General features: G+C 61.3%; 25 protein-coding genes and 1 other RNA gene. 20 read left to right on the top strand and 6 right to left on the bottom strand.

Annotated elements, in window-relative coordinates:
• Nucleotides 1-8 precede the first annotated feature (8 nt).
• Both AB5Y91_RS14950 and AB5Y91_RS14945 read right to left on the bottom strand, forming a co-directional pair.
• On the bottom strand, nt 9-1,367 hold the full coding sequence (locus AB5Y91_RS14950; protein ID WP_106885637.1) for a Do family serine endopeptidase: 1,359 nt from the start codon (nt 1,365-1,367) through the stop codon (nt 9-11).
• An 81-nt stretch (nt 1,368-1,448) separates the two neighbouring features.
• Nucleotides 1,449-1,829 carry a YhcB family protein gene (locus AB5Y91_RS14945; RefSeq protein ID WP_106885638.1) on the bottom strand — a complete coding sequence of 127 codons (381 nt, stop codon included), beginning with the start codon at nt 1,827-1,829 and terminating at the stop codon, nt 1,449-1,451.
• A 139-nt stretch (nt 1,830-1,968) separates the two neighbouring features.
• Between AB5Y91_RS14945 and zapE the strand changes: the two genes are divergently transcribed.
• The 8 genes from zapE (at nt 1,969) to AB5Y91_RS14905 (ending at nt 8,149) form a co-directional block, all read left to right on the top strand.
• Nucleotides 1,969-3,063, top strand: a complete 1,095-nt coding sequence (gene zapE, locus AB5Y91_RS14940; protein WP_368170156.1) for a cell division protein ZapE — start codon at nt 1,969-1,971, stop codon at nt 3,061-3,063.
• Nucleotides 3,064-3,329: 266 nt separating this feature from the next.
• A complete protein-coding gene (rplM, locus tag AB5Y91_RS14935) occupies nt 3,330-3,758 on the top strand; it encodes a 50S ribosomal protein L13 (protein WP_033132308.1) in 429 nt (142 codons plus the stop codon).
• A 14-nt stretch (nt 3,759-3,772) separates the two neighbouring features.
• Complete coding sequence (gene rpsI / locus AB5Y91_RS14930; RefSeq protein ID WP_005891084.1) at nt 3,773-4,165, top strand: 30S ribosomal protein S9; 393 nt, start codon at nt 3,773-3,775, stop codon at nt 4,163-4,165.
• Between the two features lie 300 nt (nt 4,166-4,465).
• A complete protein-coding gene (gene petA / locus AB5Y91_RS14925; RefSeq protein ID WP_025328515.1) occupies nt 4,466-5,056 on the top strand; it encodes a ubiquinol-cytochrome c reductase iron-sulfur subunit in 591 nt (196 codons plus the stop codon).
• Nucleotides 5,057-5,058: 2 nt separating this feature from the next.
• Nucleotides 5,059-6,276 carry a cytochrome bc complex cytochrome b subunit gene (locus tag AB5Y91_RS14920; protein ID WP_368170155.1) on the top strand — a complete coding sequence of 406 codons (1,218 nt, stop codon included), beginning with the start codon at nt 5,059-5,061 and terminating at the stop codon, nt 6,274-6,276.
• A complete protein-coding gene (locus tag AB5Y91_RS14915; protein ID WP_025328514.1) occupies nt 6,273-7,007 on the top strand; it encodes a cytochrome c1 in 735 nt (244 codons plus the stop codon). Before AB5Y91_RS14920 ends, AB5Y91_RS14915 begins: the two co-directional genes overlap by 4 nt.
• A gap of 87 nt (nt 7,008-7,094) precedes the next feature.
• Nucleotides 7,095-7,724, top strand: a complete 630-nt coding sequence (gene sspA / locus AB5Y91_RS14910; protein ID WP_025328513.1) for a stringent starvation protein SspA — start codon at nt 7,095-7,097, stop codon at nt 7,722-7,724.
• A gap of 17 nt (nt 7,725-7,741) precedes the next feature.
• Nucleotides 7,742-8,149 (top strand): ClpXP protease specificity-enhancing factor, encoded by a 408-nt coding sequence (locus AB5Y91_RS14905; protein WP_025328512.1) that lies wholly within the window; start codon nt 7,742-7,744, stop codon nt 8,147-8,149.
• Nucleotides 8,150-8,195: 46 nt separating this feature from the next.
• Here AB5Y91_RS14905 and dolP read toward each other — a convergent pair whose 3' ends face one another.
• Genes dolP through AB5Y91_RS14885 form a run of 4 tightly spaced genes read right to left on the bottom strand, consistent with a single transcriptional unit; the run spans nt 8,196 to nt 11,482 of the window.
• The gene (gene dolP, locus AB5Y91_RS14900) at nt 8,196-8,774 is read right to left on the bottom strand and encodes a division/outer membrane stress-associated lipid-binding lipoprotein (protein WP_106885641.1); all 579 of its coding nucleotides are present in this window, start codon (nt 8,772-8,774) and stop codon (nt 8,196-8,198) included.
• Nucleotides 8,775-8,778: 4 nt separating this feature from the next.
• A complete protein-coding gene (locus tag AB5Y91_RS14895) occupies nt 8,779-9,369 on the bottom strand; it encodes an SIS domain-containing protein (protein ID WP_005331389.1) in 591 nt (196 codons plus the stop codon).
• A gap of 9 nt (nt 9,370-9,378) precedes the next feature.
• Complete coding sequence (locus AB5Y91_RS14890; RefSeq protein ID WP_368170154.1) at nt 9,379-9,774, bottom strand: YraN family protein; 396 nt, start codon at nt 9,772-9,774, stop codon at nt 9,379-9,381.
• Complete coding sequence (locus AB5Y91_RS14885; protein ID WP_368170153.1) at nt 9,692-11,482, bottom strand: penicillin-binding protein activator; 1,791 nt, start codon at nt 11,480-11,482, stop codon at nt 9,692-9,694. Before AB5Y91_RS14885 ends, AB5Y91_RS14890 begins: the two co-directional genes overlap by 83 nt.
• A 199-nt stretch (nt 11,483-11,681) precedes the next feature.
• Here AB5Y91_RS14885 and rsmI point away from each other — a divergent pair, with 199 nt between their 5' ends.
• The 12 genes from rsmI to murG all read left to right on the top strand — a co-directional run bounded on the left by rsmI (nt 11,682) and on the right by murG (nt 24,576).
• Nucleotides 11,682-12,515 (top strand): 16S rRNA (cytidine(1402)-2'-O)-methyltransferase, encoded by an 834-nt coding sequence (gene rsmI, locus AB5Y91_RS14880; RefSeq protein WP_139745541.1) that lies wholly within the window; start codon nt 11,682-11,684, stop codon nt 12,513-12,515.
• Between the two features lie 188 nt (nt 12,516-12,703).
• Nucleotides 12,704-13,090, top strand: an RNA gene (gene rnpB / locus AB5Y91_RS14875) — RNase P RNA component class A.
• Between the two features lie 440 nt (nt 13,091-13,530).
• Nucleotides 13,531-13,989 (top strand): division/cell wall cluster transcriptional repressor MraZ, encoded by a 459-nt coding sequence (gene mraZ / locus AB5Y91_RS14870; protein ID WP_005332092.1) that lies wholly within the window; start codon nt 13,531-13,533, stop codon nt 13,987-13,989.
• Nucleotides 13,990-14,928, top strand: a complete 939-nt coding sequence (gene rsmH / locus AB5Y91_RS14865) for a 16S rRNA (cytosine(1402)-N(4))-methyltransferase RsmH (RefSeq protein WP_139745600.1) — start codon at nt 13,990-13,992, stop codon at nt 14,926-14,928.
• 3 nt (nt 14,929-14,931) lie between these two features.
• The gene (gene ftsL, locus AB5Y91_RS14860) at nt 14,932-15,246 is read left to right on the top strand and encodes a cell division protein FtsL (RefSeq protein ID WP_025328463.1); all 315 of its coding nucleotides are present in this window, start codon (nt 14,932-14,934) and stop codon (nt 15,244-15,246) included.
• Complete coding sequence (locus tag AB5Y91_RS14855) at nt 15,243-17,009, top strand: penicillin-binding transpeptidase domain-containing protein (protein ID WP_106885645.1); 1,767 nt, start codon at nt 15,243-15,245, stop codon at nt 17,007-17,009. The genes ftsL and AB5Y91_RS14855 overlap by 4 nt, the downstream gene beginning before the upstream one ends.
• 104 nt (nt 17,010-17,113) lie before the next feature.
• Nucleotides 17,114-18,598 carry a UDP-N-acetylmuramoyl-L-alanyl-D-glutamate--2,6-diaminopimelate ligase gene (gene murE, locus AB5Y91_RS14850; protein ID WP_368170161.1) on the top strand — a complete coding sequence of 495 codons (1,485 nt, stop codon included), beginning with the start codon at nt 17,114-17,116 and terminating at the stop codon, nt 18,596-18,598.
• A complete protein-coding gene (gene murF, locus AB5Y91_RS14845) occupies nt 18,595-19,950 on the top strand; it encodes a UDP-N-acetylmuramoyl-tripeptide--D-alanyl-D-alanine ligase (protein ID WP_368170152.1) in 1,356 nt (451 codons plus the stop codon). The genes murE and murF overlap by 4 nt, the downstream gene beginning before the upstream one ends.
• Entirely contained in the window at nt 19,944-21,026 is a 1,083-nt protein-coding gene (gene mraY, locus AB5Y91_RS14840) for a phospho-N-acetylmuramoyl-pentapeptide-transferase (RefSeq protein ID WP_005332102.1), read from the top strand. Before murF ends, mraY begins: the two co-directional genes overlap by 7 nt.
• Before the next feature lie 3 nt (nt 21,027-21,029).
• Complete coding sequence (murD, locus tag AB5Y91_RS14835) at nt 21,030-22,313, top strand: UDP-N-acetylmuramoyl-L-alanine--D-glutamate ligase (RefSeq protein WP_368170151.1); 1,284 nt, start codon at nt 21,030-21,032, stop codon at nt 22,311-22,313.
• A complete protein-coding gene (gene ftsW / locus AB5Y91_RS14830) occupies nt 22,310-23,494 on the top strand; it encodes a cell division protein FtsW (protein WP_162627267.1) in 1,185 nt (394 codons plus the stop codon). The genes murD and ftsW overlap by 4 nt, the downstream gene beginning before the upstream one ends.
• Nucleotides 23,491-24,576 carry an undecaprenyldiphospho-muramoylpentapeptide beta-N-acetylglucosaminyltransferase gene (murG, locus tag AB5Y91_RS14825; protein WP_368170150.1) on the top strand — a complete coding sequence of 362 codons (1,086 nt, stop codon included), beginning with the start codon at nt 23,491-23,493 and terminating at the stop codon, nt 24,574-24,576. The genes ftsW and murG overlap by 4 nt, the downstream gene beginning before the upstream one ends.
• The last annotated feature ends 64 nt before the right edge of the window (nt 24,577-24,640 follow it).

The following is a 24,640-nucleotide window of genomic DNA, read 5'->3' as shown; positions in this document are numbered from 1 at the left end:
TGAGGGACTTAACGGATCACCAAATAGAGCGAGGAGTCGCCGCGCTGTATGTTCAGCGCCAAGACTTCCGGCTTGTTCTTCAAGGCCTTGGTCAGCTCATCCATGGAGTTGATGCGCAGACGGTTGACCCCGATGATGATGTCGCCCTTCTGCAGGCCGGCGGCGGCGGCAGGGGAGCGCGGATCTATGTCGGCCACCGCTACGCCGGTCACCGGATCCGAGGTGGTGCTGAGCTTGGCCCCTTCCAGTGCCGGGTGCAGGGCGCTGGCGAGGATCTCGCTGTCATCAGCCTTCTTCAGGGTGACCTTGACGGTCTGCTCCTTGCCATCACGGATGAGGCCGAGTGCAACCTGCTTGTCGGCGCCCATGGTGGCGATCTTGGCACGCAGTTCACCGAACGAGCGGATGGGCTTGCCATCTATGCTGATGATGATGTCGCCGGCCTTGATGCCCGCCTTGGCGGCGGCGGAGTCAGGCATGACCTGGTTGACGAAGGCACCATCCTTCTTGTTGTAGCCGAAGGACTTGGCGATATCCGTGGTCAGCTCTGTGCCGGTGATCCCCAACTGGCCACGGCGCACTTCACCGTATTTCACGATCTGCTCGGACAGGTCGCGCACCATGTTGGAGGGAATGGCGAAGCCGATGCCGATGTTGCCACCGTTCGGGCCCAGGATGGCGGTGTTGATGCCGATCAGCTCCCCACGCAGGTTGAGCAGGGCACCACCTGAGTTGCCCGAGTTGATGGCCGCATCGGTCTGGATGAAGTTCTCCAGGTTCTCGATGTTGAGGCCGCTGCGGCCCAGGGCGCTGACGATACCCGAGGTGACGGTCTGACCCAGGCCGAAGGGGTTGCCGATGGCCAGGGCATAGTCACCGACCCGCAGCTCGTCCGAGTCGGCGAACTTGATCTGCACCAGGTCCTCCGCCTTGATTTGCAGCAGGGCGATGTCGGACTGCTTGTCTTCACCTATCTTCTTGGCCGCGTATTCGCGACCGTCTTTCAGGTTGACCTTGATCTCGTCCGCCTCGTGGACCACGTGGGCGTTGGTGATCACGTAGCCCTTCTTGGCATCTATGATGACGCCGGAGCCAAGGGCCTGGAAGGGCTGCTCGCTCACCTGCTCATCGGGCATGTTGGGGCCGAAGAAGAAGCGGAATTGTTCCGGCAGGCGCTGGCGGGTGATCTTCTTGCCAGAGACGGAGATGTTGACCACGGCAGGGGTTACCTGCTCGAGGACGGGGGCCAGGCTCGGCATCTCCTGGCTGTTGCCCATCAGGGGCAGGGCGGCTTGTGCCGGCGCTGCTGACAGGGCGATACCGACACTGAGGGCTAACACACTGAATACAGAAAGAGATTTACGCATATGAGAAACAGCTCCCAGAAAAAGTTGCAATGCAATCGTCAAGGTCTGACCACGATAAGGCGTAATTAGTTCCACCAGAGGCTAACCGGGCTGCTTGAGCAGGCCGGAGGCCCCGGCGTAGTCACGGGGCGGCTGGCCCGGCTCCTCGTTGGCGGAGTCAGCGTTGCCTTCTTCCACCTGAGGTTCGCGGAACAAGGGCTCCTGCGCCTTGGCGAGGAACTTGCTCTGTTCGGCCATGTGGCGATAGAGGGTCTGGTATTGATCGGCCAACTGCTCCATCAGGGCGGCGCTGTCGGCGAAGTGGGTGGTGATCTGGCCCTGGTAGCTTTCCAGCTCCTTGTGAGCCTTTTTCAGCTCCTGTTCCAGGCGCCCGGCATCCCGGCTGCGGACAGTGAAACGGCCGATCAACACGCCGATGATCAGGGCGGCTACCGCCAGCAGGATCCCGTTTAACAGAGTCATAGAAGCTCCTTGTTACAGCTAAATCGATGAGTTTGAGGCGGCCGGATTGACCGCGATGCCTCGTTGGCACTATACCGTGCACCCCGAGAGCGTGATACCATTTTGTCCCTCATTCAGGGACTTGGAGGCGGTTTACAGGATGACCCCGCAGCAAAAATACCAGCAGGATTTGCAGCGTCCCGGCTTTTTGGCCGACCCGGCCCAGGCGATGGCCGTGACCCGCCTGGAGCGACTCTATCAGGATTTGTGCGCCAGCCCGACTCCGACCAGATCCCGTGGCCTGCTGGGCTGGCTGCAAAAGCCGAAAGCCCGCGAGCCCATCCTGGGTCTCTATATGTGGGGCGGAGTGGGCAGAGGCAAGACCTGGCTGATGGATACTTTTTTCGACAGCCTGCCGGGGGAGCGCAAACTGCGCGTCCACTTCCACCGTTTCATGCATCGGGTGCACGATGAACTCAAGGGGCTGACCGGTCAGGCCGATCCGCTCAAGCTCATCGCCAGCAAGCTGGCCGGCGAGACAGACATCATCTGCTTTGACGAGTTTTTCGTCTCCGACATCACGGATGCCATGCTGCTGGGCACCCTGTTCCAGGAGCTGTTCGGTCATGACGTTGTGCTGGTGGCCACCTCCAACATCCCGCCCCGGGACCTTTATCGCAATGGGCTGCAGCGAGCCCGCTTCCTGCCTGCCATCGCCCTCATAGAGCACCACTGCGAGGTACTCAATGTGGATGGTGGCGTCGACTACCGGCTGCGCACCCTGGAGCAGGCGGAAATCTATCACTTCCCGCTGGATCAGCAGGCCAAGTCCAATCTGGACCGCTATTTTGGGCAACTGACCGGGCTGGGGCAGATCGCGGCCGCCACGCTGGAGATCAACCATCGTCAACTGAACGCGCTGGGCATGGGGGAAGGGGTGCTTTATATGGAGTTCGAGCAACTCTGCTGCACCCCGCGATCCCAGGGGGACTACATAGAGCTGGCCCGGGAGTTTCACACCGTCCTGCTGGCCAACGTGCAGCCCATGGGCACAGGCACGGACGATGCGGCGCGCCGTTTCATCGCCATGGTGGACGAGTTCTATGAGCGGCACGTCAAACTCATTCTGTCGGCGGCGGTGCCCATGGCCGCGCTCTACGGAGATGGCCTGCTGAATTTCGAATTCAAGCGCTGTCTTTCGCGGCTTCAGGAAATGCAATCGCACGAATACCTTGCAAGAGTGCACCTTCCTTAGTCACAATACTGCGCCTGCCAGTCGGATGGGCATCTGCGGCAGGTAGGGCCGGGCGACATTTGCTAGCTTCATGGCAGTGAAATTAGCAGGTGATATTTAAGGCAACTTCACTTATAATCGCCCGGCCCACGTTACAGCTGTCGATAAGACAGCAACACTTTAAGCTTTACTTGTATTCGAAGGGGTACAGGTAGGCCATCGTTTGTTGTTTGTGGGAGAGCCCCCATAAGCAATTGGGTCTGTAACAGGTAATTGGGTTTAACTTAATGAAAACTTTCGTTGCCAAGCCAGAAACCGTAAAACGTGACTGGTACATTGTGGACGCAGAAGGTAAAACTCTGGGTCGTATCGCAACCGAGATCGCTGCTCGTCTGCGTGGTAAGCACAAAGCTGAATACACTCCGCACGTTGACACCGGTGATTACATCATCGTTGTAAACGCTGAGAAGGTACACGTAACCGGTAAGAAATTTACCGACAAAATGTACCATTCTCACTCCGGTTTCCCGGGTGGTATCAAGTCCATCAGCTTTGACAAGCTGATTCAGCGCAAGCCGGAAATGGTAATCGAAGCTGCCGTCAAGGGCATGCTGCCGAAGGGTCCGCTGGGCCGTGCCATGTTCCGTAAGCTGAAAGTTTACGCAGGCGCAGAGCACGCTCATGCTGCTCAGCAACCTCAAGTACTGGATATCTAACGGGAACTGGCAACATGGCAGAAAATCAATACTACGGTACCGGCCGTCGCAAAAGCTCCACTGCTCGCGTCTTTATCAAAGCGGGTAGCGGTAAAATCGTAATCAACCAGCGCTCCCTGGAGCAATACTTCGGCCGTCCGACTGCTCGTATGGTAGTTCGTCAGCCGCTGGAACTGGTTGAGATGACCGAGAAACTGGATCTGTACATCACCGTTAACGGTGGTGGCATCTCCGGTCAAGCTGGTGCGATCCGTCACGGTATCACTCGTGCTCTGATGCAGTACGACGAGACCCTGCGTGGCGAACTGCGTAAAGCTGGCTTTGTTACTCGCGATGCCCGTAAGGTTGAGCGTAAGAAAGTCGGTCTGCACAAAGCGCGTAAGCGTCCGCAGTACTCCAAGCGTTAATTCGCTTTTGGTACGCACTCTCACGAGTGTCAAAAAAGCCTGGCCATGTGCCAGGCTTTTTTTATTGGTAATATTACATAGGCCAATGCTAACCATACGTCACAAAAGACAAAAATTTGTGTGTTTATTGTTTTTGCCCATCGCTTCTCTTTCTTGTCAAATTGTTATCTTTTCTTTAAAATTTCCATGGTCTTTCTGTGTCAATTGCCACTCCGCTTCCGCCGCAGTTGTCAGAGGGAGAGGAGATAGGAAACGGGGACACTATAAGAATGAGCGGAGTCCACATGGGAGAGTTTTTGGATGAGCAATGCGCCAGTTGATACCGGTCGCCGCAGATTTCTTACCTGGTCAACGGTTGCCGTTGGCGGTGTAGGAGCTGCTTTTACCGCAGTGCCGTTTATAAAGTCATGGAATCCGAGTGCCAAAGCCAAAGCGGCCGGGGCACCGGTAGAGGTGGATATCAGCAAGTTGGAGCCGGGTCAGCTGATCCGCGTCGAGTGGCGCGGCAAGCCGGTCTGGGTGGTGAAGCGCACCAAGCAGACCCTGGATGCCCTGGCCACGCACGATGACAAACTGCGCGATCCCGCCTCCGATGAGCCACAGCAGCCGGACTATGCCCACAACGGCTACAGATCCATCAAGCCGGAGATCTTCGTGGCGGTCGGTATCTGTACCCATCTGGGCTGCTCCCCCTCCTACCTGCCGGACAGCTTCGGCGAGCAGGTGCAAGGGGTGACCTCCGGCTTCTTCTGCCCATGCCATGGTTCCAAGTTCGACATGGCCGGTCGAGTGTTCCAGGGCGTGCCCGCACCGCTGAACCTGGTCATTCCGCCATACCAATTTCTTAGCGACACCACCATTCTGGTCGGTGCCGATGGCAAGGAGGCCTGACCATGTTTGCCAAAATCATGGGCTGGATTGACGATCGTTTCCCGCTCACGGCCATGTACAACGACCACATGGCCAAGTATCCGGCTCCCAAGAACCTGAACTTCTGGTACTTCTTCGGTTCCCTTGCCATGTTGGTGCTGGTCAACCAGATCATCACCGGCATCTGGCTCACCATGAACTACAACCCGTCGGCGGAGGGGGCCTTTGCCTCCGTGGAATACATAATGCGGGACGTGGACTACGGCTGGCTGCTGCGCTACATGCACTCCACCGGCGCCTCCGCCTTCTTCGTTGTGGTCTATCTGCACATGTTTCGCGGCATGATCTACGGCTCCTATCAGAAGCCGCGCGAGCTGCTGTGGATCTTCGGCATGCTGATCTTCCTGGTGCTGATGGCCGAAGCCTTCATGGGTTACCTGCTGCCCTGGGGACAGATGTCGTTCTGGGGGGCCCAGGTCATCATCTCGCTGTTTGGCGCCATTCCGGTCATAGGTGACGATCTGACCCTGTGGATCCGGGGTGATTACGTCATCTCTGGGGCTACCCTGAACCGCTTCTTCGCGCTGCACGTGATCGCCTTGCCGCTGGTGCTGGTGATGCTGGTTGCCATGCACATACTGGCGTTGCACGAAGTGGGCTCCAACAACCCGGACGGCATCGATATCAAGAAGCACAAGGATGAGAAAGGCTGGCCGCTGGATGCGGTGGCATTCCATCCCTACTTCACTGTGAAGGACATGATAGGGGTGGCGGGCTTCCTGTTCCTGTTCTGCGCCATCATCTTCTTCAAGCCGGATATGTGGGGCTATTTCCTCGAGAAACCGAACTTTGAAGTGGCGAACGGGCTGAAGACGCCGGCGCACATAGCCCCTGTCTGGTACTTCACCCCCTTCTACGCCATCTTGCGCGCAGTGCCGGACAAGCTGCTGGGGGTCATCATGATGGGGCTCTCCATAGTCGTGCTCTTCCTGCTGCCCTGGCTGGATCGCTGCAAGGTGCGTTCGGTACGCTACCGCAGCACCCTGCACAAGCTGAACATCGCCCAGTTCGTTGTCTGCTTCGTCATCCTGGGTGTGCTGGGCGTTCTGCCATCGACGCCTATGCTGACGCTGATCGCGCAGCTCTGCACTCTGGGTTATTTCGGGTTCTTCATCCTGTTGTTCTTCTACAGCAAGAATGAGAACACCAAGCCGCTGCCGGAGAGGGTGACATTCAAATGAAAAGAATAATTTTTGCAGTACTGGCCCTGCTACCCGGTCTGGTATTGGCCGCTGGCGGTGGCTTCCCCCTCGACAAGGCAGAGTACGATCTGAGTGACAAGGCATCCCTGCAACGGGGGGCCGCGACCTTCATGAACTACTGCGCCGGCTGCCATTCCACCCAATATCAGCGCTATAACCGGGTTGCCGCCGACATCGGCATTCCGGAAGAGCTGATGAGGGAGAACCTGGTCTTCACCGGTGCCAAGATTGGCGATCTGATGAAGAGCGCCATGTCCGAGAAGGATGCGGCGCGCTGGTTCGGGGCGCCGCCACCGGATCTGACCCTGGTGGCCAGGGTGCGGGGCGCCGACTGGATATACACCTATCTGCGTTCTTTCTATGTGGATGAAACCCGGCCGTTCGGTGTGAACAATGCAGTCTTCCCGTCCGTGGGCATGCCCCACGTATTGGAGCCGTTGCAGGGGACTCCCCGTGCCGAGTTCGAGACGCACACCCTGGATGGAGTGGAGATGCAGCAAGTCGTCAGCATCAAATCTGACGGCAATGGTGAAATGAACAACGAAGAATATGATCAGACGGTACTGGATCTGGTAAACTTCTTGGTCTACTCGGCTGAGCCGGTGCAGCAGGAGCGCGAACGCATGGGCTTCTGGGTGCTAGGTTTCATCGCAATCTTCTTCATCTTCACTGTGCTGTTGAAGAAGGAATTCTGGCGCGACGTTCACTAAGCGACCAGATCGGAGTAATATGACGCACGGCAATGGAGATCAAGATGCTTCATTGCCGTTTCTGCTTTTTAATGACGGGAGGGTTCAATGGCTGTAGCTGCCAATAAGCGTTCGGTAATGACGCTGTTTTCCGGTGCCAACGATATGTTCAGCCATCAGGTGCGTATTGTCCTGGCGGAGAAGGGTGTTAGCGTGGATATCTGCCAGGTTGACCCGAGCAACCTGCCGGACGAGCTGGCCGAGCTGAACCCGTACAACACTGTACCGACTCTGGTGGATCGCGAGCTGGCGTTGTACACCTCGCGCATCATCATGGAGTATCTGGACGAGCGCTTCCCGCACCCGCCCCTGATGCCTGTCTATCCAGTGGCTCGCGGCAACAGCCGTCTGATGATGCATCGCATCGAGCTGGACTGGTACTCGCTGGCCGACAAGATCATGGCGGGCACCGATACCGAAGCTGCCCGTGCCGAGCTGCGTGACAACCTGCTGGCCATAGCGCCGATCTTCGGTGAAATGCCCTACTTCATGAGCGAAGAGTTTGGTCTGGTTGACTGCTACATGGCTCCGCTGCTGTGGCGTCTGCCGAGCCTGGGCATCGACTTCACCGGTCGCGGTGCCAAAGAGCTGAAGGCTTACATGGTCCGTCTGTTCGAACGTGAATCCTTCCAGGCCTCCCTGACCGAGGCTGAACGCGAGATCCGTGCCAGCGTATGAGTAGTATGGAACCGACCATGACACCCAGTCGCCCCTATCTGTTGCGGGCGTTTTTTGACTGGTTGCTGGATAACGACTTGACCCCGCATCTGGTGGTCAATGCCAATATCCCCCATGTGATGGTGCCGATGCAGTTCGTGCAGGATGGGCAGATCGTCCTGAACATAGCGCCTCGGGCCGTGGGCCAGTTCCACATGGATAATGATGCCGTCAGTTTCAGCGCCCGCTTCGGCGGCGTGTCACAGCAGGTCTACATTCCCATGGCGGCCATATTGGCCATTCATGCCAGGGAAAACGGCGTGGGAACCCTGTTCCCGCCTGAGCCGGGCTACGATCTCTGGCTGGAGCAGGCCGAGGCGCCGGTAGAACCCGAGCCGGAGCCACCGCGCCCGACCGGTCGTCCGACCCTGAAAGTCATCAAATAAAAAACGCAGCCAACTGGCTGCGTTTTTTTATCTCATCATTGCCCGCTTAGTTCTGGGCAAATTCGAAGGCCTTGATAACCTGCTTGACCCCGCTGACGTGGCGGGCGATCTCCACTGCCTGATCCCCTTCCTGACGGGTCACCAGGCCGATGAGAAACACCTCGCTGTTCTCGGTGACCACCTTGACCTTGGTGCTGTCGAAGTTCTTGGTGCCCAGCATGTCGGCCCGTACCTTGGAGGTGATCCAGGTATCGTTGCTGCGTACCCCTATGCTCACCGGCTTGCCGAGACGCAGTTCATTGTAGACATGACGAACCCCTTCGATCCGGCCCACAATCTTGCCCGCTTCCTGCTTGTAAGCGTCAGACGGTGTCTGACCGACCAGCAAGACACGGCCGTTGTTGCTGTAGACGCTGATCTTGCTGGAGGCACTCAGCGACTTGTTGTCGGCCAGCAGATTGGCCGCTTTCAGCTCTATGGTCTGATCGTCCCACTGGGCACCCAGGGTGCGGCGATCCCCGGTCGCCTTGGCGGTACCGGCTGCGCCACCCACTACCACGGCGGCACAGCCTTGCAGCAGCAGGGCGCCGGTCAGCAGGGCGAGTGCGAGAATAGGCTTCTTCATGGTTTCAATCTTCCTGTTGCGGGAAAAGTGTCTGGTCGATGAGATCACAGAGGCAGTGCAGGGTCAACAGATTCACTTCCAGAATGCGAGGACGGCGGGCGGATGGCACGCGGATCTCCACGTCATTGGGCCCGAGCAGGCCGGCTATCTCACCACCGTCGCCCCCACCGAGCACTATGATGGTCATGTCGCGGGAGAGTGCCGCCTCAGCGGCCTTGATCAGGCTGCGGCTGTTACCCGTGGTGGTGAGCACCACCAGGATGTCGCCGGGTTGACCCAGAGCCCTGATCTGCTTGGCATAGACCTCTTCGAAGCCGTGATCGGTGGCGATGGCGCTGATGGTGGCCATGTCGGGGGTCAGGGCCAGGCCGGGCAGGGAGGGGCGTGGCGTCTCGTAGCAGTTGACCAGCTCGGAGATGAACAGCTGTGCCAGGGCCGAGGAGGGGCCATTGCCGCATGCCATGACCTTGTGGCCATTGAGCAGGCAGATGGTCAGCATCTGGGCCGCGGTGTGGATGGCGTCCGGCAGCGCCTCGGCGGCGGCTATCTTGGTCTGGATGCTTTCGGTGTAATTCTCTTTGATGGGATCAGTCATGGGGTCCTCTTAAAAAGCGTTCTGGATCCAGTCTGGCTGGTCGCCCTCGAACGCGATCACATCGAATCGGCAGGCCTGGCTGGCCTCGTTGATGGCATGTTGCTTGAAATAGTGGCGCGCGGCCAGCACGATCTTGTGCTGTTTGCGCCGGGTGACCGAGCTGGCGGCTCCGCCATGGCTGGCCCGAGCGCGATATCTGACCTCGACAAACACCAGGGTATCCCCCTGGCGCATGACGAGATCTATTTCACCACCACGGCAGCAGTAGTTGCGGGTCACGGGTTGCAGGCCGCGGGCCTGCAACCAGCGTTCCGCTACTTGCTCAAAGTGCTGTCCCTTGCTCGTCGCTGCCGACGGCAACAGGTTCAACCACTGCTGGTGCAGTTGTGCCAGTAGCCTCTTCATGGGTGGTGTCCTCCAGCTGGGGCACGGCGCTGTCGCTGACCAGCTTGCCATTCTGGTAGGTGGCCCAGTCCAGCATGCGCACTATGTTGCCCTGGGGATCCACGCTCAGCTGCCCGCTCATGCCCGGTTGCTGCATGGCATTGAGCTTGCGCATCTGCGGCAGGTTGCTAGCCAGGCTGACCGCATCGTAGCCGAGGGCAAACAGGCGCAGCAGGTCACCTTGGGTCTGTGGCCAGAGCAGGGCGATCTGTTCCCGTTGCTGCTCATAGCCTCCCAGCAGCAGCGGCATGTCGGAGATGTGCATGCCGTTGAGTTCGGAAGCCACCTCGGTCGCTCCGCTGTCATAGCCTCGCGAGCTGCTGTAGATGGGCAGGCTGCCCATGGGATTGACCGAGATGTCCACATAGGGCTTTATCATCCGGGTCTCCAGGCTGTTGGCCACCACATAGACGGCATCTATGCTGCGCGGCGCCGCATCAGAGAGCTGCACTATCTCCCCGGCCCGGGCGGTGGAACGACCGCTCAGGGCATTCTTGACCATGCCCTGCACCTCGTTGCGCGCCCCGAAGGTGGCGACCACGGGCTTCTCCTGGCTGACGCCGGCCCAGGCCTGCTCGAATGCCTTGATGCTGCTGTAGCCAATCCGGCCTTGCGCCGCGATCAGCAGCGGCTTGCGGTAACCCTGACCATAGAGGTACTGGGCGGCCTGGCTCGCATCAGCGGCGGCGGAGAGGGAGAAGTAGAAGGTGTTGTCGTTGATGACGGGCTTGTCCAGCTCGTTGAGCGCCAGCACCGGCACGGCCGGGTTGGCCTTGAGCAGTTCCTCGACCTGATCTTTCAGCAGCGGGCCAATGATCATGTTGGTCCCCTCCTGGATCGCCTGCTTGTAGAGATCCCCCATCGCCTTGCCCTGAGTGTCATAGAAGTTCAGGGTGAATTGCCCCTGATTCTCCTTGTAGGACATCAGCATGCCGTTGCGGATGGCGGCGCCCTGCGCCTCCAGGTTGCCGGAGAGGGGCAGGAAGACGGCGACCTGCTGCAGTGCACCTGTATCCGTGGTGGCGAGATCCCCGAGGCCAGCCGGCATGTCAGTCTGGGCCGGGTGGTTCGGGAAGCTCTGCTTCCAGCCTGCGAGCTGGCGCGCGAGTTGACTTGGCTGGGCGCCAAACTCGTTCACCAGTGCAGCCAGTCGCAGCCAGCCAGTGGTCACGTCGGGGGCCGGCGCCTCTTCCAGCGCCTGCAGGGTGGAGGGGGTCATGCTTTTCAGCAGTGACCAGATCTGCTGGTGGTTGGTGGCCAGCTCATTCTTGGCCAGGTAAGGCTCCAGCAGGATCAGCGACTTGGCCGCACCAAACTTGTTGTTGATGTCCAGTTGCAGCACCACCCGCTGGCGATACCAATCCTTCTGGGTATCGGCATCGAGGGCCACTTCCGGCTTGCCTTCCAGCAGGATCAGCGCCTGGTTGGCATTGCCCTGGGCCAGCAAGAGGTGCGCCTGCAGCAGTTGCAGTTGTGCCTGCTGCACCGGGTTGCCGGCCTGCTTCTGCAACTGTTGATACAGGGCTGCGGCCGGTTTGGCCTGGCCGAGCGCCAGATAACTGCGCGCCGCCATCACCTGCCAGGTGAAGGCCTCAGCCGGTTTGGCGGGATCCACCTGCTCCAGATACCACTGGGCATTCTTGGTCAGATCCGAGAACGCCGACGGCATGCCGGGCTCCGCGGAAGATGGGTTGGGCTCCGACGCACAGGCGGCGAGCAGTACTGCCGCGAGTATGATGCCGAAGAGTCGTGATACACTTAGCTGCTTTGTAACCCGGTTCAAGTTCATTCCCCGACCAGTGTTGAAGTTCTCCATAGTGTAAACGGGCCAATATGGCGACACAATTGTCGGGACACTCGGAGATCCCATGAGTGACACCCCAACCCTGTATATAGTCCCCACTCCCATCGGTAATCTGGCGGATATCACCCAGCGTGCATTGGACATTTTACGCAGCGTCGATCTGGTGGCCGCCGAAGATACCCGGCACTCCGGCATCCTGCTCAGCCACTACCAGATCTCGGTGCCGACCTTCGCCCTGCACGATCACAACGAGCAGCAGAAGGCGGATGTGCTGATCGGCCGGATCAAGGAGGGCAAGAGCGTCGCCCTGGTCTCGGATGCGGGTACGCCGCTCATCAGCGACCCCGGTTATCACCTGGTCACCCGCTGTCGCGAGGCCGGGGTCAAGGTGGTGCCGCTGCCGGGCCCTTGCGCCGCCATCACGGCACTCTCTGCCGCCGGTCTGCCCACAGATCGCTTCGCCTTCGAAGGGTTTCTGCCGGCAAAAGCCAAGGGGCGTGACGATCGGCTTCAGGCCGTCATCGAAGACACCCGTTCCCTGGTGTTCTACGAGTCGCCGCGCCGGGTGCAGGATACGGTGGAAGCCATCGCTCGCATCCTCGGTGAACGCCAGGTGGTGGTGTGCCGCGAGCTGACCAAGACTTTCGAATCCATCCACGGTCTGCCTGCCTCCGAGATGCTGACCTGGCTTGGGGAAGACGATAATCGCTGCCGCGGCGAAATCGTGCTGGTGGTCGCCGGTGCCAGCAAGGTGGATGAAGAGCTGCCCGCCGAGGCTATCCGCACCCTGGGGCTGCTGGTGGCGGAGCTGCCGCTGAAAAAAGCGGCTGCTCTCACCGCCGAGATCCACGGCGTAAAGAAGAATGCCCTCTACAAATACGGTCTCGAGCACCACTGAGCCGTGCAAGCGGGTCAAATGAGTACCGCCAAGGCGTAAAAATAGGCAAAATGAGAGCGTGCTGACTGGCGCAGGCCAGGGGGCCCGCAAGAGTGGGCCCGGCTGGCAGGGGTTGGCGCACTATTAATTGCTGCAAACGGGAATTGCCGGTTTACCCCACTGTGTCACGAGGCTATAATCCGCGCCTCGGAGTCGGCTGGGCAATCGCTGCTTCGTCGTTGTGTCCCTCGGGACAGACGGGCGGAGGGGAGGAAAGTCCGGGCTTCATAGGGCAGGGTGCCAGGTAACGCCTGGGAGGCGCGAGCCTACGACCAGTGCAACAGAGAGCAAACCGCCGATGGCCCGCAAGGGATCAGGTAAGGGTGAAAGGGTGCGGTAAGAGCGCACCGCGCGACTGGCAACAGTTCGTGGCACGGTAAACTCCACCCGAAGCAAGACCAAATAGGCCCCTATTGGCGCGGCCCGCGTTGGGGGCGGGTAGGTTGCTTGAGCCAGTGAGCGATTGCTGGCCTAGAGGAATGATTGCTACCCGGGGCAACCCGGTACAGAACCCGGCTTACAGGCCGACTCCGACCTATTCCTGAAGAGCCTTGCGATTTATCGCGAGGCTCTTTTTTATAGCGGTAGAAATAGTAAAAGATTGAACGGCGATATTGGCCGACATGAGGGGATTATAAAAATACCTTATAAATCAAGTTGTTGTTTTTTTGTTTGCATACTTTTGTCATGCACTAGTGTGTAAAAAGAGGGGAGACTCCAGCATGATTTACTTCTTTCACATTGTTCATTTTAAAAATGTTCGCAATTAATCCTATGGCTGTTAACACAAATAACTTGTGGAAAATCAACTCAGTTAATCTGTAGCCTCCCCGCGCTGCGTCAATATGTTCCCCATGCCTGAGATCCTTGCTTGAAAAGCCCCCTGCTCGTCCTTAAACTTCATGGTGGAGAAAAGTGGATCAAAGTGGTTTTATTGGGCAATTTGCCTCCATAACTCACCTTCGGGGACTGCAATTTGTTGCGTGGCGCTCACGCCATCAGCCTGGACAGCAAAGGGCGACTGGCGATTCCGACCAAATATCGAGATTGGCTGCGCTCCGAGCGCGACGGCCAGCTGGTCTGCACCATCGACATAGCCCATCCCTGTCTGCTGCTTTACCCCCTGAGTGAATGGGAAGAGATAGAGCGCAAGCTCAAGACCCTTTCCAGTACCAATCCGGCGGAACGCCGCCTGCAGCGCATGCTGCTCGGACATGCCACCGAGTGCGAACTGGACGGCAATGGCCGTCTGCTGCTGAGCCAGCCACTGCGTAGCCACGCCGGGCTGGACAAGAAGATCATGCTGGTAGGCCAGCTCAACAAGTTTGAGTTGTGGGATGAAGCCCGCTGGCAACAACAGATCAATGACGACATCCTGGGCCTGCCCGAGGACGACTGGGCAAGTTCACCACGACTACAGGATTTTTCTTTATAAATGACCCAAGCCGCTGAACACATCACAGTGCTGTTGCACGAAGCCGTCGAAGGGCTGGCCATCAAGCCGGACGGTATCTACGTCGACGGTACCTTTGGCCGGGGTGGTCACTCTCGTCTCATTCTCCAACAGCTCGGTCCGCAGGGTCGGCTGATCGCCATAGACCGGGATCCCCAGGCCATTGCCGAGGCGGCCAAGATCCAGGATCCCCGCTTCGAGATAGTGCACGGTCCCTTCTCCGGTATCACCACCTATTTGGCCGATCGCGGCCTGCTCGGCAAAGTCGACGGCTTCCTGCTGGATCTGGGGGTCTCTTCTCCCCAGCTCGACGACGCCGAGCGCGGTTTCAGCTTCATGAAAGACGGCCCCCTCGACATGCGGATGGACCCGACCACGGGCCAGAGCGCCGCGCAGTGGCTGGCCAAGGCCGATGTGGATGACATCGCCTGGGTGCTGAAGACCTTCGGCGAGGAGCGTTTTGCCAAGAAGATTGCCCGTGCCATCGTCCATGACCGCGTCACCGAACCCTATGTGCGCACCCGCCAGCTGGCGGAGATGATTGCCCGGGTCAACCCGAGCAAGGAGAAGGGCAAGCATGCGGCAACCCGCAGCTTCCAGGCCATCCGCATCTATATCAACAGCGAGCTGGACGAGATCGAAACCGCGCTGAACGGTGCTCTGCAGGCGCTGGCGCCCGAGGGTCGCCTCTCCGTCATCAGCTTCCACTCTCTGGAAGACCGTCTGGTCAAGCACTTCATCCGCAAGCACGAGAAGGGGCCGGAAGTGCCCCATGGCATCCCGTTGACCGAGGCGCAACTGGCCGGTGGCCGCAAGTTGAAGTCGGTCGGCAAGGCGCTCAAACCTTCCGAACATGAAGTCACCGAAAACAGCCGATCCCGCAGCTCTGTGCTGCGAGTCGCCCAGCGTCTGGCGGATTGAGTCATGAGCGAGGTACGTATTCATCTGTCCAGGGAGATCATCGGTGATCTCTGGCGCCACAAGTTGCAGGTCGTGCTGACCCTGGCCGTGCTGATCACCGCCTTTGCGGTGATCCTGGTGACCAACATGACCCGGGGGCTGACGGCCAAGCAGAATGACCTGATGGCGGAAGAGGACAGACTCAACATCGAGTGGCGGCACCTGCTGCTGGAGCAGGGCACCCTGGCCGAACACTCCCGTGTCGCGAGTCTGGCCATGGATAAATTGCAGATGGCTCGCCCGCTGGTGACCACCGAGAAGGTAATTACACAACCATGACACGCAAGGCCGCCACCAAGGCTCCGGCAAAGGACAAAGCCAAGGCTAAAGCTCCGTCACTCTACCCGTGGCGCTTTCGCACCCTGGTGTTTTTCATCGGGATTGCGTTTGCCGGCCTGATCCTGCGGCTGGCCTGGATCCAGGTGATAGATCCGGACAGGCTGCGCCAGGAGGGGGACATGCGCTCCCTGCGCACCACCTCCACCCAGGCGGTGCGCGGCATGATCACCGACCGCAACGGCGAGCAGCTGGCGGTCTCGGTGCCGGTCGAGGCGGTCTGGGCCGATCCCAAGACGGTGCACGAGTCCGGCGCCATCCACAACGAGCGCGCCTGGCTGGCGCTCTCCGCCGTGCTCAAGCTCGACATCAACACCCTCAAGCACCGCATCTCCAACCCCAGTAAGCGCTTCGTCTATCTGCAGCGCCAGGTCACGCCTGCCGTGGCGGAATACATCAAGGGCTTGAAGCTGGGGGGCATCTACCTGCGCCCCGAGGCGCGCCGTTTCTACCCGACCGGCGAGATCAGCGCCCACCTGGTGGGGGTGACCAACATAGACGGTAGCGGCATCGAGGGGATAGAGCGCAGCTACAACGAATGGCTGACTGCGACCCCTGGCGAGATGCGGGTGCGCAAGGACAGGCAGGGCAGGGTCATCGAGCGGCTCGGACTGGTCAAGGAGGGCAAGCACGCCAACGATCTGCAACTGAGCATAGATCAGCGGGTGCAGGCGCTGGCCTACCGTGCCCTCAAGCGCGCCACCGACGAGAACAAGGCCACCTCCGGCTCCATGGTGATGCTGGATGTGAAGACCGGCGAAGTGCTCGCCATGGTCAATACCCCCTCCTACAACCCGAACAACCGGGGCCAGTACCAGAGCTTCCGGGTGCGCAACCGGGTGGTGACCGACACCTACGAGCCTGGTTCGACCGTCAAGCCGCTGATCCTGTTGAGCGCCCTGCAGGCGGGAGTCACCAGCTGGAAGGACACCATACCCGGTGGTCCCCTGTTCATCGGGGCCAAGCAGATCCGCGACGTGAGCATTCACAAGGCGACCAACCTGTACGACATACTGCGCTACTCCTCCAACATCGGCATGTCGCGTATCGCGCTGCGGATGCCGGCCCAGGAGATGATCAACACCCTCAGCATGGTCGGCTTCGGCATGGATACCGGCAGTGGCCTGATGGGAGAGAGCGGCGGTATGCTGCCCCAGCGCCGCCGCTGGTCCGACATCGAGCGGGCGACCCTGTCGTTCGGCTATGGCCTGCGGGTCACCCCGCTGCAGCTGGCTTCCGCCTACGCGACCCTGGCCAACAAGGGCAAGCGGGTGCCGCTCTCCATCATCAAGGTGACCACGCCGCCCAAGGGTGAGCAGGTCATCGACCACAACAACGCCACCGCCATGCTGCAGGCGCTGGAGTACGTGGTGAGCAATGCCATTCCCAAGGCGCAGATCCCGGGTTATCGGGTCGGCGGCAAGAGTGGTACCGCCAAGGTCGCCGTCGCCGGTGGCTACGGCAAGGATTACATGGCCTGGTTTGCCGGTTTCGCCCCGGCCAGCAACCCCCGCTTCGTCATGGTGGTGGTGATCAACGAGCCTAAGGGCGATGCCTACTACGGCGGTGCCGTGGCGACCCCGCCGTTCGCCGAGGCCATGGGGGGCGTGCTGCAGCTCTTCAACATTCGTCCCGACGCCATCCCCCCCGAGGTGCCGGCGAAGCTTGCCCGTACGGAGGCCGCCCATGGCGCACCTCGTACCTGATTGGCATCCGTTTCTCTCTGTCGACCCCGCGACTGTCGGGGTGTTTTCCATGGCGCCGCATTCCCTGAGCGCCTGCATTCCTGCCCATTCGGAGGCTTCCCATGTTGCCGCCCCGCGCACTTGATCAACTCATGAGCCATTTTGGCATCCATGCCCCGGCGCTCGCGCTCACCGACATCCAGCTCGACAGCCGGCGAGTCGGGCCCGGTTCTCTCTTCGTGGCAATCCGGGGCCACCAGATGGATGGCAGGCGTTTCATCGAACAGGCGGTGGCCCAGGGAGCGACCGCCGTCCTGTTTGAGGAGGATGGGGAATTCGTGGCCCCCGCCACCTCGGTCCCCTGTTTCGGGATCAAGGATCTGCCCGCTCGTCTCTCCGAACTGGCCGGCCATTTCTATGACTATCCGGCGCAGAAGCTGCAACTGGTGGGCATCACCGGCACCAACGGCAAGAGCACCACTGCCCTGCTGGTCGCCAACTGGCGCACCCTGCTGGGAGGCAAGGCCGGGGTGATGGGCACCATAGGCAATGGCATGTTCGGTGAACTGGTGGAAGCGGAAAACACCACAGGCAGCGCCGTCCAGGTGCAGGCCAATCTTGCCGCCCTGCAACAGCAGGGGGCCGATCTGGTGGCGATGGAGGTCTCCAGCCACGGTCTGGTGCAGCACAGGGTGGCGGCCCTGCCGTTTTCCGCGGCTGTGTTCACCAACCTGAGCCGGGATCATCTCGATTATCACGGCACCATGGAGGCCTATGGCGCCGCCAAGGAAGAGTTGCTGAAACTGGTGGACGAGCCCTGCGCCGTCATCAATGCCGACGACCGTCTGGGGCGCCAGTGGCTGGCCGCCTACCCCGCTGCGGTGGCCTTCGGCGTGCATGGCCCGATTGAAAACCATGCCGGGCGACAGTTGACGGCGCAGGATCCCCATTTCCACCAACAAGGATTTGACACGCGCATTAACTCCAGCTGGGGGAATGGTGTATTATCCGCCCCCTTGCTCGGCCGCTTCAACGTCAGCAATGTGCTGGCCGCCATGGGCGCCATGCTGGTACTGGGTTATGACTTCGATGCACTGCTGGCCAGCGCCCCGAAACTGCAACCCGTGACCGGTCGCATGGAGTGCTTCGGCGGTGGCAAGGCGCCGCTGGCGGTGGTCGACTATGCCCATACCCCGGATGCGTTGGAGAAGGCATTGCAGGCCCTGCGGGTGCACTGCGAAGGTCGGCTCTGGTGCCTGGTGGGCTGTGGTGGCGACCGGGATCGCGGCAAGCGGCCCATGATGGCCGCCATGGCGGAGCAACATGCGGATCGCGTGATCCTGACCGACGACAATCCCCGTACCGAGGCGCCGGAGCAGATCATGGCGGACATGGTGGCGGGCCTTCGCGATCCTGCTGCCGTGCAGATCGAGCACGACAGGGTCAAGGCGATCCGGCTGGCCCTCAGTCAGGCGAGCAAGCAGGACATCATCCTGGTGGCCGGTAAGGGCCACGAGGATTATCAGATCATTGGAACCGACAAGCGGCACTACAGCGACCGGGAAACCGTCGCGGCCGCCTTGCACACATTAATGGAGTCATTCAGATGATGACCCTCAGGCTTGCCGACCTGGCGCAGGTGCTCGATGCCCGTCTGATCGGCGGCGATCTCGAGATCACGGCAGTCAGTACCGACACCCGCACCCTGGGCAAGGGGGCGCTGTTCGTCGCCCTGCGTGGCGAGCGTTTCGATGCCCACGATTTCTGCGACCAGGCCCTGGCCGCCGGGGCCTCTGCCCTGCTGGTGGAGCGCGAGCTGCCGCTCGCCATACCGCAACTGGTGGTGGCCGATACCCTCAAGGGACTGGGCCGCCTCGGCAAGCTGGTGCGCGAGCGCATCAACCCTAAAGTGCTGGCCATCACCGGCAGCTGTGGCAAGACCACGGTCAAGGAGATGGCGACCGCCATCCTGCGCGGTGAGGGGGAGGTGCTGGCCACCGCCGGCAACTTCAACAATGAAGTGGGGGTGCCGCTCACCCTGCTGCGCCTCGAGGCGCAGCACCGGTTTGCGGTGATGGAGCTGGGTGCCAACCACCCGGGGGAGATCGCCTGGACCACCTCCCTGGCCCGGCCCGATGCCGCCCTCATCAACAACGTGGCCGCCGCCCATCTGGAAGGCTTCGGCTCCCTGGAAGGGGTCTTCCACGCCAAGAGCGAAATTTTTGAGGGCCTGGGCGAGGGTGGCACCGCCATCGTCAATGCCGACAACGAGTTCTGGCCCAAGTGGCAGGAGAAGGGCATTCGGTGCGCCTTCTCCCTCGAAGATCAGAGTCAGCCCTTCCATGCCCGTGACATAGCGCTCAACGGGCAGGGCTGCGCCGAATTTGTGATGGTGACCCCGCAGGGAGAGTTGACCCTGACCCTGGCCATTCCGGGCCGCCACAACGTGGCCAATGCCCTGGCTGCCGCCGCCGGCTGTCTGGCGCTGGGCGCCTCCCTCGCTTCCGTCAAGGCGGGGCTGGAGCAGATGGCACCGGTCAAGGGCCGCTTCTGCGTGCAACGCTGGGGTGGTCTCACCCTGGTGGATGACACCTACAACGCCAGCGTGGAGTCCGTGCTGGCGGGCATCGATGCCCTGACCGCCATGGGCGGCTACAAGGTGCTGGTGTTCGGTGACATGAAGGAGTTGGGTGAGGAGTCCGCGGCCCAGCACACCCGGGTCGGACACCACGCCCGCGAGCAGGGCCTCGACGCCGTGCTGACGGTAGGGGAACAGAGTCGTCACACCGCAGATGCCGCGGCGGGTCGACATTTCGATAACAAGGCGTCGTTGTTTGAAGTGCTTGCGCAAATGATAAATACACATCAAGAAATCTCGATCCTGGTCAAGGGTGCCCGCGGTTCCCGCATGGAAGATATCGTCAAGATGGTCGTTGACCGTCAGGAGTCAGCCACATGCTAGTCTGGCTGGCGGAACTGCTCACCCCGCACTTCACCTTCTTCAACGTCTTCTCCTACCTGACGTTCCGCGCCATCCTGTCGATCATCACGGGTCTGGTGGTGGCGCTCTGGATGGGGCCGCGCCTCATCCGCCGCCTGCAGATCCTGAAATTCGGTCAGGTGATCCGCAACGACGGCCCAGAGTCACACCTCAGCAAGAAGGGCACCCCGACCATGGGGGGCCTGATGATCATTGCGGCCATCTTCATCTCAGTGCTGCTCTGGAGCCGCCTCGACAACCCCTATGTCTGGCTGGTGCTGTTCGTGCTCGGTGCCTACGGCGCCATCGGCTTTGCCGACGACTACCTCAAGGTGGTGCGCAAGAACACCGACGGCCTGATCGCCCGCTGGAAGTACTTCTGGCAGTCGGCGGTCGCCCTGGCCGTGGCCGTGTTCCTCTATGCCACTGCGACCCATGACGGCCAGACCCAGCTGGTGGTGCCCTTCCTCAAGGATGTGATGCCGCAGCTCGGCCTGATGTTCATAGTGCTGACCTACTTCGTCATCGTCGGTACCTCCAACGCGGTCAACCTGACCGACGGTCTGGATGGCCTGGCCATCATGCCGACCGTGATGGTGGCGGGGGGCTTCGCCTTTGTCGCCTGGGCCACCGGCAACGTGAACTTCGCGAACTACCTGCACATTCCCTACGTGCCCTATACCTCCGAGCTGGTGATCGTCTGTACCGCCATCGTCGGTGCGGGGCTTGGCTTCCTCTGGTTCAACACCTATCCGGCCCAGGTCTTTATGGGGGACGTCGGTTCCCTGGCCCTCGGCGGGGCACTTGGCACCATAGCCGTGCTGGTGCGCCAGGAGTTCCTGCTGGTGATCATGGGGGGCGTCTTCGTGATGGAGACAGTCTCCGTGATACTGCAGGTGGGGTCCTACAAGCTGCGCGGCGTGCGCATCTTCCGCATGGCGCCCATCCATCACCACTATGAGAAGAAGGGCTGGCCGGAGCCGCGCGTCATTGTGCGCTTCTGGATCATCACCCTCATGCTGGTGCTGCTCGGCCTCGCCACCCTGAAGGTGAGGTAAGCCATGGTCATCATCATCGGACTCGGCAAAACCGGACTCTCCTGCGTCGACTACTTCCTCGGTCGTGGTGTCACGCCCCTGGTGATGGACACCCGCGCCAATCCCCCGGGCAAGGAACAACTTCCCCCCGAGGTGGAGCTGATCCACGGGCTGGACGGCGATCTGCTCAAGCAGGCGCACATGATAGTGGCGAGCCCGGGTATCGCCCTGGCAACGCCCGAGCTGAAGGCCGCGGCCGAGTTCGGGGTGCGCATCGTCGGCGACATAGAGCTGTTCGTGCGCGAGACCCAGACCCCAGTCATTGCCATCACAGGCTCCAACGGCAAGAGCACAGTCACCACCCTGGTCGGCGAGATGATCGCCGAGGCGGGCCTCAAGGTGGGGGTGGGTGGCAACATCGGCACCCCGGCGCTGGAGCTGCTCAAGCAGCCCATGGATCTCTGCGTGCTGGAGCTCTCCAGCTTCCAGCTGGAGACCACTTACAGCCTGCGTGCCGCGGCATCCGTGGTGTTAAACCTCAGTGAGGATCATATGGATCGCTATCAGGGCATGGCGGATTACCGCGCCGCCAAGCAGGAGATCCATCAGCACTCCCAGCACATCCTGGTCAACCGGGACGATCCCCAGACCCTGCCCGACGTGGGTCAGGTGTGGCAGAGCTTCGGGCTGGATTGCAACGGCTACGGCCGCTGCGAGCTGGCGGGTCGCCACTGGCTGACCCTGCACGGGGAGCCGCTGCTGGCGGTGGACGAAATGAAGATAGTCGGCGCCCACAATCAGGCCAACGCCCTGGCGGCCATGGCCCTGTGCGATGCGGTCGGCATTCCCCGCGAGCCGCAACTCGCCGTGCTGCGCCGCTTCGAAGGACTGCCCCACCGTGCCCGCTTCGTGCGGGAGGTGAACGGGGTGCGCTGGATCAACGACTCCAAGGCCACCAACGTGGGGGCCACCCTGGCCGCCGTGGCCGGGGTGCGTGAATCGGTCAGGGGACGCCTGCTGCTGCTGGCCGGTGGTCAGGGTAAGGGACAGGATTTCGGCCCTGTGCAGGCACTGCTCGGCAACCAGATAGATCACATGTACTGCTTCGGTCAGGACGCGGACATACTGCTCGCGCTGGGTGAGCAGACCGAGAAGGTCGCCTCCCTCGACGACGCAATTGCCAAGGCAGCCGCCGATGCCAGACCCGGTGACTGGGTACTGCTGGCGCCGGCCTGCGCCAGCCTGGATCAATTCAAGTCCTTCGAGGCTCGCGGCGATCGCTTCACCGAGCTGGTACAAAAGTTATGAACGCCCTTCGCGCCGTCGCAGGCTTCTTGCAGCGCTGGTTGTTGCCGGCGCGTCCCGCCGGTCTCTACGACAGGCAACTGGTGGTGCTGGCGCTGGCGCTGATGTCGGTGGGCCTGGTGATAGTGGCCTCTGCCTCCATTCCCGAAGGGATTGCCCTGGGCGATGACCCCTTCATGTTCGTGAAGCGGCACGGTCTCTTCCTGGTGATGGCGCTCGGCATCTCCTGGTTCGTGCTGCAGGTGCCCATGGCGCGCTGGCAGCAGTACAACGGCCCCATGCTGCTGCTCGCCATAGTGATGCTGGTGCTGGTGCTGCTGGTGGGGCGCAGCGTCAACGGCTCGGTGCGCTGGTTGCCGCTCGGCCCCTTCAACCTGCAGCCGGCGGAATTCGGCAAGTTGGCGCTGTTCGTCTATCTGGCGGGTTACCTGGTACGCCGCCAGAGCGAGGTGCGCGAGCGCTTCATCGGCTTCATGAAACCCATGGCGGTGCTGTTCGTGGTGGCCACCTTGCTGCTGGCCCAGCCCGACCTGGGATCCGTGGTGGTGATGTTCGTCACCTCCCTCGGGATGTTGTTCCTGGCGGGGGCCCGCATGGTGCAGTTCATCGGTCTCATCCTGGTGGGGGTGAGCGCCGTGGTGACCCTGATCATCGCAGAGCCCTACCGGATGCGGCGGGTCACCTCCTTCCTGGATCCCTGGGCCGATCCCTTCGGCAGCGGCTATCAGCTGACCCAGTCCCTGATGGCGTTCGGCCGTGGCAGCTGGTTTGGCGAGGGGCTAGGCAACTCCATCCAGAAGATGGAGTACCTGCCGGAGGCCCACACCGACTTCGTGTTTGCGATCCTGGGCGAGGAGCTGGGCTACGTGGGGGTGCTGGGTGCGCTCTTCCTCATCTTTGCGCTGGCGGTGAAGGCGCTCAAGCTCGGTCACCAGGCGCTGGTGTCCGAACGGCTGTATGAAGGTTATCTGGCCATCGGCATTGGCATCTGGTTCAGTTTCCAGACCTTCGTCAACGTCGGTGCCGCCAGCGGCATGATGCCGACCAAGGGCCTGACCCTGCCGCTGGTCAGCTACGGCGGCTCCAGTCTCATCATCATGATGGTGGCGGTGAGCATGTTGATTCGTATCGATTTCGAGTTGCGCCAGGCCAGTGCCCAGGCGCGTGTGCGGGAGGTTTCGTGAGCAAGACGTTACTGGTGATGGCGGGTGGTACCGGGGGCCATGTGTTCCCCGGGCTGGCCGTGGCCGATCGCCTCAAGGCCCAGGGCTGGACCATTCACTGGCTCGGTACCGCCGACCGGATGGAGGCCGAGCTGGTGCCCGCCCACGGTTACCCCATCTCCTTCATCGACATTCAGGGGGTGCGTGGCAACGGCATCAAGCGGCTGCTGGTCGCCCCCTATCGCATCGTGAAATCTGTGCTGCAGGCACGTCGCGTGCTGAAAAACATTCGTCCTGATGTGGTGCTCGGCATGGGGGGCTTCGCCTCAGGCCCGGGCGGGGTGGCGGCCTGGCTGTCCGGTATTCCCTTGCTGCTGCACGAGCAGAACGCGGCGGCCGGTCTCACCAACAAGCTGCTGGCCCGCCTCGCCAAGCGGGTGCTGATGGCCTTCCCCGGCGCCTTTGCGCCGAGTGCCCGCACCGCAGTGGTGGGCAATCCGGTGCGCCCCGAGGTGGTGGCCCTGCCGGATCCCCAGTTGCGCAGCAGCAGCGAACCGCTGCGCCTGCTGATCGTCGGTGGCAGCCTGGGTGCCCGGGTGCTCAACGAGCAGGTGCCGCCAGCGGTGGCCTCCGCCGGCGTGCCGATTGAAGTGCGTCATCAGTGTGGCAAGGGCAACCGGGAGACTGTCGCCCAGGCCTATGCCGAGCAGGGCGTCGAGGCCGAGGTGAGCGAGTTTATCAAGGACATGGCCGATGCCTATGCCTGGGCCGATCTGGTGGTGTGCCGCGCCGGGGCCCTGACGGTCTCCGAAGTGGCTGCCGCCGGTGTGGCCGCCATCTTCGTGCCGCTGCCCCATGCGGTGGATGATCACCAGACCCGCAACGCCCTGACCCTGGTCGACGGCGGGGCGGCCGAATTCCTGCCCCAGTCCGAGCTGACCCCGGCCTCATTGGCTGCGCGTCTCTCCTGGCTCGCCGGACGCAGGGAGACACTGTTGAACATGGCCCAGGCCGCCCGTCGCGTGGCCATCATAGATGCCGCCGAGCGGGTTGCCGATGAGTGCAAGCGGCTCGCCAGCGGGCAGAGCGAGAAAGCATGTTGAGCAAGATTGCACAGGCCAGGCCGTGCAGTCTTGTCCCCGTATTTATTGATGCCGCCGAGCGCAA

The organism is Aeromonas sp. R4-3 (assembly GCF_040908275.1).
GTDB classification, from domain to species: Bacteria; Pseudomonadota; Gammaproteobacteria; order Enterobacterales; family Aeromonadaceae; genus Aeromonas; species Aeromonas rivipollensis.
Note: the sequence above shows the minus strand (reverse complement) of the source record. Positions and strands in the feature narration are given on the sequence as shown.

What these genes read in the sequence shown, in the direction of transcription:
- AB5Y91_RS14950 (WP_106885637.1), bottom strand. Translation starts at nt 1,367, where the DNA reads ATGCGTAAATCTCTTTCTGTATTCAGTGTGTTAGCCCTCAGTGTCGGT.
- ftsW (WP_162627267.1), top strand. Translation starts at nt 22,310, where the DNA reads ATGAACGCCCTTCGCGCCGTCGCAGGCTTCTTGCAGCGCTGGTTGTTG.
- zapE (WP_368170156.1), top strand. Translation starts at nt 1,969, where the DNA reads ATGACCCCGCAGCAAAAATACCAGCAGGATTTGCAGCGTCCCGGCTTT.
- AB5Y91_RS14915 (WP_025328514.1), top strand. Translation starts at nt 6,273, where the DNA reads ATGAAAAGAATAATTTTTGCAGTACTGGCCCTGCTACCCGGTCTGGTA.
- rplM (WP_033132308.1), top strand. Translation starts at nt 3,330, where the DNA reads ATGAAAACTTTCGTTGCCAAGCCAGAAACCGTAAAACGTGACTGGTAC.
- rsmH (WP_139745600.1), top strand. Translation starts at nt 13,990, where the DNA reads ATGACCCAAGCCGCTGAACACATCACAGTGCTGTTGCACGAAGCCGTC.
- ftsL (WP_025328463.1), top strand. Translation starts at nt 14,932, where the DNA reads ATGAGCGAGGTACGTATTCATCTGTCCAGGGAGATCATCGGTGATCTC.
- rpsI (WP_005891084.1), top strand. Translation starts at nt 3,773, where the DNA reads ATGGCAGAAAATCAATACTACGGTACCGGCCGTCGCAAAAGCTCCACT.
- sspA (WP_025328513.1), top strand. Translation starts at nt 7,095, where the DNA reads ATGGCTGTAGCTGCCAATAAGCGTTCGGTAATGACGCTGTTTTCCGGT.
- petA (WP_025328515.1), top strand. Translation starts at nt 4,466, where the DNA reads ATGAGCAATGCGCCAGTTGATACCGGTCGCCGCAGATTTCTTACCTGG.
- AB5Y91_RS14945 (WP_106885638.1), bottom strand. Translation starts at nt 1,829, where the DNA reads ATGACTCTGTTAAACGGGATCCTGCTGGCGGTAGCCGCCCTGATCATC.
- dolP (WP_106885641.1), bottom strand. Translation starts at nt 8,774, where the DNA reads ATGAAGAAGCCTATTCTCGCACTCGCCCTGCTGACCGGCGCCCTGCTG.
- murF (WP_368170152.1), top strand. Translation starts at nt 18,595, where the DNA reads ATGATGACCCTCAGGCTTGCCGACCTGGCGCAGGTGCTCGATGCCCGT.
- AB5Y91_RS14920 (WP_368170155.1), top strand. Translation starts at nt 5,059, where the DNA reads ATGTTTGCCAAAATCATGGGCTGGATTGACGATCGTTTCCCGCTCACG.
- AB5Y91_RS14905 (WP_025328512.1), top strand. Translation starts at nt 7,742, where the DNA reads ATGACACCCAGTCGCCCCTATCTGTTGCGGGCGTTTTTTGACTGGTTG.
- AB5Y91_RS14890 (WP_368170154.1), bottom strand. Translation starts at nt 9,774, where the DNA reads ATGAAGAGGCTACTGGCACAACTGCACCAGCAGTGGTTGAACCTGTTG.
- mraY (WP_005332102.1), top strand. Translation starts at nt 19,944, where the DNA reads ATGCTAGTCTGGCTGGCGGAACTGCTCACCCCGCACTTCACCTTCTTC.
- rsmI (WP_139745541.1), top strand. Translation starts at nt 11,682, where the DNA reads ATGAGTGACACCCCAACCCTGTATATAGTCCCCACTCCCATCGGTAAT.
- murD (WP_368170151.1), top strand. Translation starts at nt 21,030, where the DNA reads ATGGTCATCATCATCGGACTCGGCAAAACCGGACTCTCCTGCGTCGAC.
- AB5Y91_RS14895 (WP_005331389.1), bottom strand. Translation starts at nt 9,369, where the DNA reads ATGACTGATCCCATCAAAGAGAATTACACCGAAAGCATCCAGACCAAG.
- AB5Y91_RS14855 (WP_106885645.1), top strand. Translation starts at nt 15,243, where the DNA reads ATGACACGCAAGGCCGCCACCAAGGCTCCGGCAAAGGACAAAGCCAAG.
- AB5Y91_RS14885 (WP_368170153.1), bottom strand. Translation starts at nt 11,482, where the DNA reads ATGCCGTCGGCGTTCTCGGATCTGACCAAGAATGCCCAGTGGTATCTG.